The organism is Pseudomonas sp. p1(2021b), assembly GCF_020151015.1.
In the GTDB taxonomy this organism is placed as follows: domain Bacteria; phylum Pseudomonadota; class Gammaproteobacteria; order Pseudomonadales; family Pseudomonadaceae; genus Aquipseudomonas; species Aquipseudomonas putida_K.
Genome location: NZ_CP083746.1, coordinates 3,513,723 through 3,528,028 on the forward strand (window position 1 = coordinate 3,513,723; position 14,306 = coordinate 3,528,028).

The 14,306-nt window shown below is 62.3% G+C and carries 12 protein-coding genes; all 12 read right to left on the bottom strand.

Features of this window, described 5'->3' with window-relative positions; genetic code table 11:
* Positions 1 to 12: 12 nt before the first annotated feature.
* The gene (locus K8374_RS16305; protein ID WP_224456403.1) at positions 13 to 1,950 is read right to left on the bottom strand and encodes a flagellin; all 1,938 of its coding nucleotides are present in this window, start codon (positions 1,948 to 1,950) and stop codon (positions 13 to 15) included.
* A 379-nt stretch (positions 1,951 to 2,329) separates the two neighbouring features.
* Positions 2,330 to 3,259 (bottom strand): ketoacyl-ACP synthase III, encoded by a 930-nt coding sequence (locus tag K8374_RS16310; protein WP_224456404.1) that lies wholly within the window; start codon positions 3,257 to 3,259, stop codon positions 2,330 to 2,332.
* 367 nt (positions 3,260 to 3,626) lie between these two features.
* Complete coding sequence (locus K8374_RS16315; protein ID WP_084858244.1) at positions 3,627 to 5,192, bottom strand: flagellar hook-associated protein 3; 1,566 nt, start codon at positions 5,190 to 5,192, stop codon at positions 3,627 to 3,629.
* Positions 5,193 to 5,206: 14 nt separating this feature from the next.
* Complete coding sequence (gene flgK / locus K8374_RS16320; protein ID WP_224456405.1) at positions 5,207 to 7,249, bottom strand: flagellar hook-associated protein FlgK; 2,043 nt, start codon at positions 7,247 to 7,249, stop codon at positions 5,207 to 5,209.
* A 10-nt stretch (positions 7,250 to 7,259) separates the two neighbouring features.
* Complete coding sequence (gene flgJ, locus K8374_RS16325) at positions 7,260 to 8,414, bottom strand: flagellar assembly peptidoglycan hydrolase FlgJ (protein WP_224456406.1); 1,155 nt, start codon at positions 8,412 to 8,414, stop codon at positions 7,260 to 7,262.
* Between the two features lie 12 nt (positions 8,415 to 8,426).
* A complete protein-coding gene (locus tag K8374_RS16330) occupies positions 8,427 to 9,536 on the bottom strand; it encodes a flagellar basal body P-ring protein FlgI (RefSeq protein WP_084858247.1) in 1,110 nt (369 codons plus the stop codon).
* A gap of 11 nt (positions 9,537 to 9,547) precedes the next feature.
* Positions 9,548 to 10,243: a flagellar basal body L-ring protein FlgH gene (gene flgH, locus K8374_RS16335; protein ID WP_196144946.1), complete on the bottom strand. Its 696-nt coding sequence runs from the start codon at positions 10,241 to 10,243 to the stop codon at positions 9,548 to 9,550.
* Positions 10,244 to 10,276: 33 nt separating this feature from the next.
* The gene (flgG, locus tag K8374_RS16340) at positions 10,277 to 11,062 is read right to left on the bottom strand and encodes a flagellar basal-body rod protein FlgG (RefSeq protein WP_196156517.1); all 786 of its coding nucleotides are present in this window, start codon (positions 11,060 to 11,062) and stop codon (positions 10,277 to 10,279) included.
* Between the two features lie 47 nt (positions 11,063 to 11,109).
* Positions 11,110 to 11,850: a flagellar basal-body rod protein FlgF gene (gene flgF, locus K8374_RS16345; protein WP_084858250.1), complete on the bottom strand. Its 741-nt coding sequence runs from the start codon at positions 11,848 to 11,850 to the stop codon at positions 11,110 to 11,112.
* 163 nt (positions 11,851 to 12,013) lie between these two features.
* A complete protein-coding gene (locus K8374_RS16350; RefSeq protein ID WP_224456407.1) occupies positions 12,014 to 12,205 on the bottom strand; it encodes a hypothetical protein in 192 nt (63 codons plus the stop codon).
* Positions 12,206 to 12,253: 48 nt separating this feature from the next.
* The gene (flgE, locus tag K8374_RS16355; RefSeq protein WP_224456408.1) at positions 12,254 to 13,576 is read right to left on the bottom strand and encodes a flagellar hook protein FlgE; all 1,323 of its coding nucleotides are present in this window, start codon (positions 13,574 to 13,576) and stop codon (positions 12,254 to 12,256) included.
* A 30-nt stretch (positions 13,577 to 13,606) separates the two neighbouring features.
* Positions 13,607 to 14,305, bottom strand: coding sequence for a flagellar hook assembly protein FlgD (flgD, locus tag K8374_RS16360; RefSeq protein WP_224456409.1), 699 nt, complete (start codon positions 14,303 to 14,305; stop codon positions 13,607 to 13,609).
* Between the last annotated feature and the right edge of the window lies 1 nt (position 14,306).

Below are 14,306 nucleotides of genomic sequence, written 5' to 3' on the forward strand. Positions count from 1 at the left end.
GACCGATCAGGATCAGCCCAGCAGTTTCAGTACCGACGACGGCAGCTGGTTGGCCTGGGACAGGATCGCGGTGGAAGCCTGTTGCAGGGTCTGCTGCTTGGTCAGCTCGGCGGTTTCAGCAGCGAAGTCGGCGTCCTGTACACGGCTGCGAGCAGCGGTGGAGTTTTCCGAGATGCTGTTCAGGTTGGCGACGGTGCTGTCGAAGCGGTTCTGAACGGCACCCAGCTGGGCGCGCTGGCTGTCGACCTGGGCGATGGCGGCGTCCAGGGCCTGGATGGCGACCTGGGAAGCCTTGGCATCGGTGATGCTCAGGTTGGAAACGGTGGTTTCCATTGCAATAGCGGTAGCGCCGGTTTGCCCAGTCAACCCTAGGGCCGCCAGGCCGGTACCTGCACTGCCGTCGGAGATGGTGATGTCTTTGTCGGAGAAAAGAGACAATTTCCCATCATCAGTAAGACTGGCAGTCACTCCAGTGCTCGCGCTATTGATTGCAGAGACGATATTTTGCGCGGTGGACCCAGCGGCAAATTTCACCTCGACACCATTCAGGGTGACAGAAGTATCTGCCGAAGTTTTGGCTTCTGAAGTGCCAGCAGTGAGACCAAGCTGTGCCAGGGAGCCGCTGCTGGAGTTAGCGAGCTTGATATCATTACCGTCTTCGGATTTGATACTTACGCGACCGTCTACAATCGAAGCCGATCCGACTCCATCGACAGCACCAATTTTAGTCAAGACAGAAGCGACATCATCGCCTGCGGCCCAGCTAACATCTTTACCATTAACACTGATGCTACCTGCTGAACCCAACAGAGTACTGGTGGAGGTCTTATAAGTACCAGCGGTGATACCGATATCACTCAAGGGAGTTCCCGCAACGGTCAGATCGGTAGTACTACTCAGCTCGACTTGACCGCCAGTAACCTTAGCAGTAACACCCGAAATGTTTGCGTCGTTGATTTTCTTAACTACTGCGGCAGCATCATCACCACTTGACAGATCTACGTCTGTACCATTCAAAGTAAGAGTACCATCGGCGGTGAGGGGCGTAAAACCAGTACCGACAGTAGAAGCATTGGTGAATGTAGTATTCGCTACCGCGTAAGTGCCCGCTGTAAGACCAACATCGTCCAGTTCGCTAGCAACGCCAGCGATGGTCAAATCAGCGGTGCTGCTGAGCTTAAGCTGGCCATTTTCTACCGAAGCGGTTACACCGCTGATTTTGGCATCATTGATCTTGCCGGCCACATCAGCAGCTGTATCAGCCGTATCAAACGCAACATCAGTACCATTCAGAGTGATAGTACCGCTAGCCGTTGGAGTATTGGTATCAGTGAAGCCGCCAGCACCAGTGACCCCAGCGCTTTTCTGAACAGTACCCAGCGCAGTAGCAGTCAAACCACTCATTGCAGTGCCCGCTACAGCAGCTTCACTGTAGGAACCTTTCAGTCCGGTCGAGCTAATATCACTCATGCCAAACGAAATAGTTTCGTTAGCGCTGGCACCAATCTGGAAACCAACGTTCTGGAATGAACCATCCAGAATGTTACGACCACCGAAGGTGGTAGTATTGGCGATACGGGTCAGCTCACCGGACAGGGCAGTGAATTCCTGTTGCAGGGAGGTGCGGTCGTCATCGCTGTTCGAACCATTGGCCGACTGCAGGGCCAGTTCGCGCATACGCTGCAGGATGGAGGTGGATTCCTGCATCGCGCCTTCAGCGGTCTGGGCGATGGAGATGCCGTCGTTGGCGTTCTTCACGGCAACGCTCAGGCCTTTGATCTGGCTGGTCAGACGGTTGGCGATCTGCAGGCCAGCGGCGTCGTCCTTGGCGCTGTTGATTTTCAGGCCGGAAGACAGGCGGGACATCGAAGTACCCAGTGCGTCGGAAGCACGGTTCAGGTTCTTCTGAACGCCCAAGGAAGTGATGTTGGTGTTAACGGTTAAAGCCATGACGAATTCCTCGTTGGATGGATACAGCGGCTTCCGGCCTTGGCAACCGCCGGGTGTGGCCTAGAGAACCTTCGTAATGGTTATCGTCGGCTGGCTCGGTTGCTTGAGGGCTTTTTGCAAAAAAAAATGCCATTACAGTGCCACCCTTGGAAATCAGAGGGTTATGGGGGTGCCATAGGCTTGTGGAAGGGGTTTGGGATTCGTTGGCAGTGCCGGCCCAATCGCGGGACAAGCCCGCTCCTACAGGCTCACCGCCCGGCCGAACCAATGGCGAATAACCTGTGGGAGCGGGCTTGTCCCGCGATTGGGCCGGAAAACCCGAGACACAAAAAAAGCGCCTGGCGGAAAACCCGCCAGGCGCTTTTTTCAACAACCGAGGTCAGTCGCGATAGAGAATCGCCGAACCCCACGACAGGCCCACGCCGAAGCCGCTGATGGCCACGCGCTTCCAGGCGCTGTCGAACATGTGCTTCTGCAGCAGCAAGGGCACGCTGGAGGACACGGTGTTGCCGGTCTCGAGCATGTCCTTGACGAACTTCTCGGGGTGTTCTTCCTCGAAGCGTCGCGCCACGGCGTCGACGATCGCCGCGCTGCCCTGGTGGATGCAGAACGCATCGATATCTTCGGACTTCAAGCCACTGGCATCGAGCAGCTCATGCAGGTGCGCCGGCACCTTGACCAAAGCGAAGTTGAATACCTGGCGGCCGTTCATGAAGAAGGTGCCATCGCTGACCTTCAGGTGCTCGGCACCCGAACCGTCGGTGCCGAAACGGGCTTCGCCCAGCTGCCAGACCGCACCCTCGCCCATCCAGGTGGCGGTGGCGGCATCGCCGAACAGCATGGTGGTGTTGCGGTCTTCGGGGTCGACGATCTTCGAATACGGGTCGGCGGTGATCAGCAGGCCGTTCTTCAGGCCGGTCGCCTGCATGAAGCCTTTGATGGCGTACAGGCCATAGACATAACCGGAGCAGCCCAGCGACACGTCGAAGGCCGCCACGCGGGTGGACAGGCCCAGCTTGTCCTGGACGATGGCGGCGGTATGCGGCAGGCCTTCCTCGTCGCCGTTCTGGGTGACCACGATCAGCACATCGATCGACTGCGGGTCGAGCTCCGGGTTGTTGGCGAACAGGGCCCTGGCGGCCTCGACGCACAGGTCGGAGGTTTCTTGCGCTTCATCCTTGCGCGGCAGGAAGGATGCACCGATCTTGCCGAACATGAACGCTTCGTCCTTGCCAAACTTCGCACCCTGGACGTAGTTGTCCAGGCCAGCGCTGGGCACGTAACTCGCGATGCTTTTGATGCCAATCATTCTGGCTTCCCAATGAAAACAGCCAAAGACCACCACTCGATGAATTGAGGGCGCCAAATACCGGGGCGATGCCACCGTGGGTTCGAGACAGGCCGACTACCAGGTACGCCGCTCGCACACCGGTAACAAAATGCTGCAGCAGCAGCTGCATAGAATACAGGGAAGATGAACGTTTTGACTCATTAGTCACATTGAAATGCTACGAAAGCCGTGCCAAGGGGCAGACGCAGCCTCTGTAGGAGCGGCCTTGTGCCGCGAAAGGGCTGCGTAGCAGCCCCGGCTTTTCAGCGTCACCATCGGATTTCGCCGGGGCCGCGGAGCGGCCCTTCGCGGCACAAGGCCGCTCCTACAGGGCGCGCCGGCTGAATCAGAGCTTGTTGAACAGGCTCAGTTGGGAGATGCGCGCAAACGCCAGCTGCGAGGCCTCGAGCATTGCCTGCTGCAAGGTCAGGGTGATGGTGGCCGAGGCCATGTCGGTGTCACCAATGGCGCTCTGGGTGCTCTTGTTGGCCAGGTCCAGGCTGGTGTTCTCCTGCAGCTGGATTTCCAGCGAGTTGCCCCGCGCACCGATGGAGCCGCGGGTGATGTCGATACGCTCGCGGGCGCTGGCCAGGTTGGAGATCGCCGAGTCGGTGGCCGACTTGAGCGCGGCTTGCGCCTGGGGGCTGTCCACCGGCTGCTCCAGGGCGCTGCGCAGCTGGCCCAGGGTATCGAGCACGTTCTGGGTGCGGTGGGTGTTGGCGGTGACCGAGAACTGGTCGCCTTCACCGGGCGGGCCGTCGAGCTGGAAGGTGACACCCGCCACGGTCAGGCTGTTGCTCGCATCCAGGGTACCCGTGGCCACCGGCTTGCTGTCGGCCGAATACGGCTGCGCATACAGGGCGAACTCGGTGTCGCTGGTGAACTTGATCACCGCACCGTCACTGGGGAAGGTGCTGCGGTACTTGTCGCCATCGGTGATGGTGGTGCCGGTGACCTGCGCCGTCGAACCGTTACCGGCGCTGCGGGTGGCGGTCAGGGTATCGGGCTTGGCCTCGACGGTGAAGCTGTGGTTGGCGATGGCGGTGTCCGGGTCGTCGCCTTCCTGCAGGTTGATGTCGATCTCGAACTCGACACCGCGCAAGGAAATGATGTCGCCGCCTTCGGCGTTACGGTCGAACTTGCCGTTGGTCGGGGTTTCGCTGGTGATGTCGTTGCCCGCGGCGTCGGTGACGCTGTATTCGGTGGCGCTCTTGAAGGTGATGGTGTACGGCTGCCCTGCCCCGAACTTGTCGTTGTAGGTGTTCACCGAACCCAGCAGCCCCTGGGACAGGCCGACACGGCCATCGTCGGGCAGCGGCGCGGTCAGGTTCGACTGGGTGCGGCTGTTGTTGATGGCCTGGTCGAAGATGCTGTAGCCGCTGTCGTTGGTGGCCAGGTGCAAGGTATCGGACACCTGCAGGCTGAGCTGGGTCTGGTCGCCGCGGTAGCTGTAGGTGCCATCGCTGTTGCGCACATAGGGCGGCGAGGAGGTCTTGGAACCGCCGAACATGTAGTCGCCGTTGGCGTCGCGGGAGTTGAGCAGGCCGAAGACGTTCGCCTCGATCTCCTTGATCTCCTTGCTGATCGAGGTGCGGTCGGCGTCGCTCAGGCCGCCGTTGCCCGCCTGGATCGCCAGTTCGCTGGCACGCTGCAGGGCGTCGTTGATGGTCGAGAGCACGCTCTCTTCCTGCAGCAGCGCATTGTTCACCGTGGTCATGTTGGCGCTGTATTGCCCCAACAGCGCGCTCTGCTGCTGCAGCAGCAACAAGCGAGCAGCCCCCACCGGGTCGTCGCCGGCGGTCTGGATGCGCGACTTGGAGGTGATCTGCTCCATGGTCTTGGCCGTACTGGAGAAGTTCCTCGAGTAGGTGTTGGCATTGGTCTCGTAGAACTGAGCAGTTGAAATTCGCACGGTCAGCTACTCCTTCAGAGGGCGTTGATCAAGGTGGAGAAGGTTTCTTGCGCGGTCTTGATGATCTGCGACGACGCGGTGTAGTAGTGCTGGAATTTCACCAGGCTGGCGGCCTCGTCATCGAGGTTGACCCCCGACACGGCACTGCGGCTTTCGCGTGCCGACTTGAGCACGGCTTCGGTCGCCGTGCTGTCGATGCCGGCCTGGCTGGCCTTGGCCCCTACCCGCTCGACCAGCGAGGCGTAGGCGGACGTGAAGCTGATGCCGCCGCCGGAGCCAGTGCCCACGGTCGATTTGGTTTGCAGGCCAAGCAAGGCGTTGGCATTACGGTTATCGGACTTGCCATCGGCGTTGAACGATAGGGTGAAGCTGTCATTGGCCGTCGGGTTGCCGCCGATCGTGGTGTTCACGGTGAACGAACGCGGCTGGCCGTCGCTGCCGATAATCGGGTTACCCGCGCTGTCGAGCATGGGCACGGCGATGGCCAGCTCGTTGTCCTGGCCCGGGACGATGCTGCCCGTGCCGATCTGGGTGCCCTTGGCGTCGAACACCGCATACCCCTGCGAGCCATCGCTGGCAGCCTGGAACACCACGCGCACCGGCATCGAATCGCGGATGGACTTCTGGATCAGCGCGGTGTCGGCACCGCCGTAGATATCCAGGTTGTCGCCCAGCACCGGCTGGGTGATGGTGCCGGTACCGCCATTGCCGCTACCAGCCGTGGCACTGATCGGGCCGGCGAAGGCCAGCTTGTTGGCATCGGTGAGCACGGTGCTGATCGAGCCGGCCGCAGCCCGGGCGGGAATGACCTTGAAGCTGTCGCCGGCGGCCAGGTTGCCACCCTTGAGCTCGAGGCTGAAGCCATCGATCACCGGCGCTGGGTCAGCATTGAGGTCGAAGCTGCCCATGTCGGTGCCGTCCGAACGGCGCACGCTGTACTGCGTGCCGCTGGTGAACTTCACCTCGTAGTCGTAGGTGGTCAGCGCGCCACTGTCGGCGATGGTCACGTCGAGGTTGCCGGAGCCTGCGCTGTTGTTGGAAGAGGCCAGGCTGCGCTGGGCGATGGCCGTGGCGCTGTTGATGCTGGAGAACAGGCCGCTGCCGAACTGCCCGTTGATGTCCAGGCCCTGGCCCAGTTGGCTGTTGATGCTGTCGGCGACCACCAGGGCCACCCGCCCCAGCTCGTTCATCGAGGGGATCAGCACATCGCTGCGATAGCGCAGCAGGCCACCGATCTGCCCGCCGCTGGCCACCGAGGTGACATCGGAGCTGAAGTTTTCGTAGTTGACCTGCAGGCCGTACTGGCTCTTGTCGGCCACACCCGGGGCGACAGACAGTGTGTTGGCACGGTAGCCGGTGACCAGCGACTGGCCAGTGCCCAGGTACACGTCGTAGTTGCCGTCACGCTCCTGCACGGTGACACCCACCAGCTCGTTCAACTGGCGCACAGCTTCGCTACGGGCATCGAGCAGGCTATTGGGCGTGTTGCCTGAGGCGGACAACTCGGTGATCTGCTTGTTGTACTCGGCGATGCTGGCAGTCAACTTGTTGACCTGCCCGGCCAAGGTGTCCAGCTGCGAATTGATCACCTCGTTCTGCTGGCTCAACTGGCTGGAAACCGAATTGAAGCGGTTGCTCAGGGTCTGCGCCTGGGTCAACAGCAATTGCCGCGACGCCACGTCGCTGGGCTTGGCGGCAGCGGTCTGCAAGGCCGAGAAAAAGGCGGTGAGCACCGAGCTGATTCCGGTGTCGCGGTCGGCCAGCAGCTTGTCCACGGCCGTGATCTGGTCCTGGTAGGCGACAGCATCGGCCTGCAGCGAGGTCGCGGTCTGCAACTGGTTGTCCAGGTAGGCGCTGTAGATGCGGCGAACGTCGGAAATGGTCGTGCCGGTACCCAGGAAGCCTGCGCCGATGTTCTGCACCGGGCCTGCATGCTGGATCGCCTGCTGGCGCGAATAACCGGCGGTGCCGGCATTGGCGATGTTGTTACTGGTAACCGACAACGCCGCCTGGCTGGCATTCAGGCCGCTCAGGCCGATCGAAATCAGGTTCGACATGCTTCAATCCTTATAAATTCGTGGTTCTGCCAGCCATGGCGTATTGCGGGGTTGGCTGCATCTGCCGGGCAATGCTGATGATCTTCTTCGCGTAGCCGGGGTCGGTCGCGTAGCCGGCCTTCTGCAGCTCTCTGGCGAACTGTTCGGGGTTATCGGCCGACTTCAGCGCATCTTGATAGCGCGCATTGTTCTGCAACAGGCTGACCAGGTCGTGGAAGCTGTCCTGGTAGGAGTCGTAGGAGCGGAACGCCGCGGTCTCCTTGACGAACTGCCCATCACGGAACTCGCTGGTGATCGCCCGCGCATGTCCGCCCTGCCAATTACCGGTGGCCTTGATGCCGAACAGGTTATGGCTGCTGGTGCCGTCGGCGTTGCGCATCACCGACTTGCCCCAACCGGTTTCCAAGGCGGCTTGGGCCACCAGGTAGCGGGGGTCGATACCGATGCGCTTGGCCGCCTGCTCGGCCATCGGCAGCATGGTGGCGACGAACTGGTCGCTGTCGCTGAAGGCCTTCTTCGGTGCCAGCGGCGGCTGGGCCACGGCACGGCCAAGAATGCGCAGGCCGTCAACTGGCACGGCGAAGCTGCGCGCGACCTGCTGCCCTTCGCGGGCCGGCACTGTGGCAGTGTTGCTGGTGGCCGCCGATGGTACGATACCGGCCAGCAGACGATCGGTGAGCTTGCCCGGTAGCGCCAGGCGACGGGCATTGAGCGCCGCGACGTCGTTGCGGGTCGCCGTCGATTCGGTGTTGTGCACCGGCTCGGCCACCTTGTTACCCCACAACGCAGGGGCGTGCCCCTCGATGCGTGGGAACGGGCTGGTATTGACGGATGGGCCCTTGTTCTTCGACAGCTGGCGCACCAGCACATCCTGCAGGCCGATGCCGCCGCCTTCGCGCGACATGCTCACGGCCAGCTGCTGGTCATACATGTCGCGGTACTGCTTGACCGTCTCGCTGTTCATCGGGTTGTCGTCGGCCAGCACGTCGCTGGCCTTGCGCGAGGCCTTGAGCATCTCGCTGATGAACAGCGACTCGAACTCCTGGGCCACCTTGCGCACGTTGGCGTCGCTGTCGCGATCACCGTGCTTGAGCGCGCTCAGGCGGTTGAGGTCGGTATAGGCGCCGCTGTCGGCGTGTCCGGAGACCAGGCTCTTGGGCGTCATGGGCAGGCCTCCTCAGATCACGATCAGGTCGGCCTGCAAGGCGCCGGCCTGCTTCAGGGCTTCGAGGATCGCCATCAGGTCGCTGGGCGCCGCGCCGACCTGGTTCACCGCACGGACGATCTCGTCCAGGGTGGTACCCGGGCCGAACTTGAACATCGGCTTGGCTTCCTGCTGGGCATTGACGCGCGAGCGCGGCACCACGGCGGTCTGGCCATTGGAGAACGGCCCCGGCTGGCTGACGATCGGGTCTTCGGTGATGGTCACGGTGAGGCTGCCGTGGGTCACCGCCGCCGGCGAGACCTTGACGTTCTGGCCGATGACGATGGTGCCGGTACGCGAATTGATGATGACCTTGGCCACGGCCTGGCCTGGGTCGATCTCCAGGTTCTCGAGGATCGACAAGTAGTCCACCCGCTGGCTCGGGTCCATGGGCGCAGTGACGCGCACCGAGCCGCCGTCCACGGCCTGGGCGACACCTGGGCCGAGCAGTTCGTTGATCTTGTCGACGATGTGCTTGGCGGTGGTGAAGTCCGGGCGATTGAGGTTCAGTGTCAGGCTGTTGCCCTGGTTGAAGCCGCTCGGCACCGCACGCTCGACGGTGGCACCGCCTGGGATACGGCCGGCCGAGGGCACGTTGACGGTGATCTTGGAGCCATCCCGCCCTTCGGCGTCGAAGCCGCCCACCACCAGGTTGCCCTGGGCCACGGCGTAGACATTGCCGTCGATACCCTTGAGCGGGGTCATCAGCAGGCTGCCGCCGCGCAGGCTCTTGGAGTTGCCGATGGAAGAGACGGTGATGTCCACCACTTGGCCGGGCTTGGCGAAGGCCGGCAGGTCGGCGTGCACCGATACCGCCGCCACGTTCTTGAGCTGCACGTTGCCCGACCCTGGCGGCACCTTGATGCCGAACTGCGAGAGCATGTTGTTGAAGGTCTGCAGGGTGAATGGGGTCTGGGTGGTCTGGTCACCCGTGCCGTTCAGGCCTACCACCAGGCCGTAGCCGATCAACTGGTTGGTACGCACGCCGGAAATACTGGCGATGTCCTTCAAGCGCTCGGCCTGGGCGCCGAAGGCACAGGACAGAAGCAGGGTCGCGGCGATCAGCTGCCTTACGTTGAACATGGTCATTCGACTCAGAAGGGCCAGAGCGGGCTGATGAAGAAGCGGTCCAGCCAACCGGGCTGGCTGGCATCGGCGAAGGAGCCGGTGCCCGAGTAGGTGATGCGCGCATCGGCCACGCGGGTGGACGGCACGGTGTTGTCGGTGGCGATGTCATCGGCGCGGATCAGGCCGGCGATGCGCACCAGCTCCTCGCCGGTGTTCAGGGTCAGCCACTTCTCGCCACGCACGGCGATGATGCCGTTGGGCAGCACCTCGGCCACGGTGACGGTGATCGAACCGGTCAGGGTGTTGCCCTGGGTCGCCTTGCTGTCGCCCTTGGTGGCGCGCTCGCCGCTATAACCGGCCTCCAGCGACAGGTCACCGCCGCCGAACGGGTTGTTGGTGTTCGGGGTGGTGCCGAACAGCGAGGTCAGGCCGATGTTGGCATTGCTGTTCTTCTGGATCTGCGAACCTGCGTTCTTGCTCGCCGAAGTGCGCTCGTTGAGGGTGATGGTGATGATGTCACCCACTCGGAACGCCTTGCGGTCGGTGTACAGGTTCTGCTCGAAACCGGCCTGGTAGATTGAACCGTTGTTGGCCGCTGCGGGCAACGGGGTACGCGGCAACACCGGCGCGTAGTACGGGTCGTTGGGCTTTGGCGTCGGCGCGACGCAACCGGCCAACAACACCGCGCCCCCGAGGGCGAAGACGGACAACAGACGATTCATGACGCTTACCTCACGGTGTAACGGGCTTGGGGCTTACAGCTGCTGGGTGACGAACGAGAGCATCTGGTCGGCGGTGGAGATGACCTTGGAGTTCATCTCGTAGGCGCGCTGGGTGGTGATCATGTTGACCAGCTCTTCCACGGTGCTGACGTTGGAGTTCTCCAGGGTCTGCTGCAGGGTGGTGCCGAAGCCGTTCAGGCCCGGGGTACCGATCTGCGGCGCACCGCTGGCGGCGGTCTCCAGGAACAGGTTGTTGCCGATGGCCTGCAGGCCGGTCGGGTTGATGAAGTCGGCGGTCTGGATGTTGCCGATGATCTGCGCGGCCGGGTTGCCGGCGGTGGTGATCGACACGGTGCCGTCCTGGCCGACGGTGAAGGTCTGGGCATCCGGCGGTACGACGATCGCAGGCTCCAGGGCGAAACCGTTGGCGGTGACGATCTGGCCGTCGGAATTCAGGTGGAAGGTGCCGTCTCGGGTATAGGAGACGGTGCCGTCCGGCTGCAGCACCTGGAAGAAACCGCGGCCGTTGACGGCCATGTCCAGTGGGTTCTCGGTGGTCTGCAGGCTGCCAGCGGTGAAGTTCTTCTGGGTGCCGACGATGCGCACACCGGTACCGACCTGCAGGCCCGAGGGCAGCTCGCTGTCCTGGGTCGACTGGGCACCGGGCTGGCGCTTGATCTGGTACAGAAGGTCCTGGAATTCGGCGCGATCACGCTTGAAGCCAGTGGTCGAGACGTTGGCCAGGTTGTTGGAGATGACAGTCAGGTTGGTGTCCTGGGCGGACAGGCCGGTCTTAGCGACCCAAAGAGCCGGAAGCATTAGTGTTCTCCTCGTGCGCCTGTTTTACGGCACCCGTTCATAAGTGATTAGCCGATTTGCAAAACCCGAGCCATGGCTTCATCGCCTTCCTTGGCCGCGTTCATCATCTTGACGTGCAGCTCGAACTGGCGGGACAGAGCCAGTACCGAGGTCATTTCCTCGACGGCGTTAACGTTGCTCGACTCCAGGAAGCCCGATACCACTTTGACGTTGACGTCGGCATCGGCCGGCTGGCCGCTGGTGGTGTGGATCATGCCGTCCAGCCCCTTGGTCAGGCCCTTGGTATCGGGGTTGACCAGCTTGATGCGATCGACCTCGGCCATCACCCGCGGGTCTTCACCCATGGCGCGGATGCTGATGGTGCCGTCTTCGCCGATCTCCACCTTCTGCTCCGGCGGAATGGCGATCGGGCCGCCATTGCCGATCACCGGCATGCCGTTGCCAGCACGCAGCACGCCCAGGGCATCGATGTTCAGGCTGCCGGTGCGCACGTAGGCTTCGCTGCCGTCCGGTGCCTGCACGGCGATGAAACCGTCACCGCTGACGGCCACGTCCAGCTCGCGGCCGGTTTCCACCAGGGCACCTGCGGTGAAGTCGGTAGCCGGGCGTTCGGTCATGGCAAATGCACGCGCCGGAAAGCTGTCGCCGAACACCGGCATCGACCGCGCCTGCTCCAGATCACGCTGGAAGCCGTTGGTGGAAACGTTCGCCAGGTTGTTGGCGTGGGCCCGCTGGGCCAGCGCGTTCTGGCTGGCGCCGGTCATGGCCACGTAAAGCATCTTGTCCACAGTCTCTCCTTCTGCGCGTACCCCTGCCGCGCGCTTGCTGAGCAGGGATAAGCAAATATCGAACCAAGGTTGCCAAGCCAGTGATTACGGGGGCTGTAGCGCCTGGTTCGACCTTGACCGTCAGTTTGTCGGCGAATCTTTGCCGTCAGCGGCAAGGCACTGCTCAGTAATCGCGGCAACCGGCATTGTTGTAGGGGCCGGAGTGACGCACCCAGCCTTCGCCCGGGTTGTTGGCCGAGCACATGAAGCGGCCGGTGGCCAGGCTTTGCCATTGATAGAAAGGCGCGGGGGCCGCAGACAGTGACAGGGAGATGCACAGCGCGGCGAACAGGCTGAGCAGGAGGCGTTTGTTCATGAAGGGGATCTCGATAGCAGGGGCTGCCCGACAGCCCCCGCCCGATCATCAGGTCATCTGGATGATGGTCTGCATGATGGTGCTTTCAGTGGAGATGGTCTTGGCGTTGGCCTGGTAGTTGCTCTGGGCCTTGATCAGGTTGACCAGCTCGCCGGTGAGGTCGACGTTGGAGTCTTCCAACGCACCGCCCGCGATCTGGCCCAGGGTGCCGGTGCCAGGCTCGCCGATGACCGGCACACCCGAAGCATAGGACTCCTTCCAGGCGGTGCCGCCTACTGGCGTGAGGCCCTGCAGGTTGGCGAAGTTGGCTACCACCACCTGGCCGATCACTTTGTCCTGGCCATTGGTGAAGTTGGCGAACAGGTTGCCGCTCGGGTCCACGGTCAGGCCGGTGAGCTCGCCGGTGGCGTAGCCATCCTGGCTCTTGGCGGTGGTCGCGGACGCTGCGTTGTACTGAGTAGTCGCCAGCATGTCCAGGGTCACGCCGCCCGTGCGCGCGGTGGCGCCGTTGCTGACCCAGTCGCCCGCCGCATTCTTCTCGGCCGGTACCCAGCCATTGAGGGTGAAGGTCTTGTCATCGCCGATGTCCAGACCGCCGGGCACCGCGCCCGCCGTCATGGCGGCGGTGTCCAGGGTACCGTCGGACTTGAACGGCAGCTTGTTGACCAGCGGCGTATCGAGAGTGGGGTCACTCGGATTGCGGCCGTCAATGGTGGTGTACATGGTCCACGAGTTGGTGCCCACATCCTTGATGAAATACTGGTTCAACTGGTGCGCATTACCCTGACTGTCATACACGTCGGTGTTGAAGGTGTAGTTGTAGCTGTTGACATTGGTCGGGTCGAATGGCGTCACGCTCGGCGTCGAGGCGCTGGAGTTGAGGTTGACGGTTTCGGAAATCCGGCCGGTCGGGTTCGGCGAGAGGTTCGAGGTATCGATCTGCAGGTTAGTCAGGATACCCTGAACGATCTTGCCGTCGGCATCGACCGCATAGCCCTGCAGGTTGGCGCCCGAGGCATTGACGATGTAGCCGTCCTTGTCGCTGTAGAACGCACCGGCGCGGGTGTAGATCTTCGAGCCATTGTCGCTCAGGGCGAAGAAGCCGTTGCCGTCGATGGCAAGGTCCAGGGCCTGGCCGGTGCCGTTGATATTGCCCGGGGTGAACATCTGCGATACCGCGGCGGTCTTCACACCGCTACCGACGGTGGTCTTGCCGGCGCTGGTGCCGCGAATGGACGCCGAGTACTGGTCGGCGAATTCGGCACGGGAGGACTTGAAGCCTGTGGTGGCCACGTTGGCGATGTTGTTGCCGGTAACGTTCAGCGCCTTGTTCGCCGCGTAGAGCCCGCTCAGGCCAATATTGAAAGACATTTACTTGCTCCTTCTGCCGATTGCGCGGCGTTAGATTCCGATGGTAGTGACTTTGGAGATGCCGATCTTGCCGATGCCGGCAAGGTTGAGCATCATCTCGCCGCCGTTCTGGAAGCTGACACTGTTCACCGTTGCCGGCAGCAGCGTGGCGAGCGTCACGCTCTTGCCATCGACCGTGGTGCTGGCGGCGAAGGTGTAGTTGCCGGGGTCGACTTTCTCGCCCTTGTCGTTGGTGCCATCCCAGATGAAGTCGGCGGTACCGGCCTTCTGCGCACCCAGCTCGATGGTCTTGACCACGTTGCCGTCCTTGTCCTTGATGGTGACCTTGCCTTCGGTGATGTTCTGCGGCAGTACCACCTGGCCGGTGAAGCTCTTGGTGGTGTCGACCACGGCCTTGTCGTTCTGCACGATCACCGAACGGCCGACCAGGGACGAGGCCTGCAGCGCCTGGGAAGAGCCCATGCCGCTGAGGATGCCGTTGACCGACTGGTTCAGCGCCTGGATACCTTCAAGGCTGCTGAACTGCGCCAGCTGGGCGACGAATTCGCCGTTCTCCTGAGGGTCCAGTGGGTTCTGGTTCTTCATTTGAGTGACCAGCAGCTGCAAGAACGCATCCTTGCCCAGCGCACTGCCGGCGGTACCGGTGCTGCTGTCGGTCTTGGGGTTCTGCTTTTGCAGCGACGTCAGGTAGGCACTGCCGACTTCGCTGGTGGAATTAGTCGTGGTCATG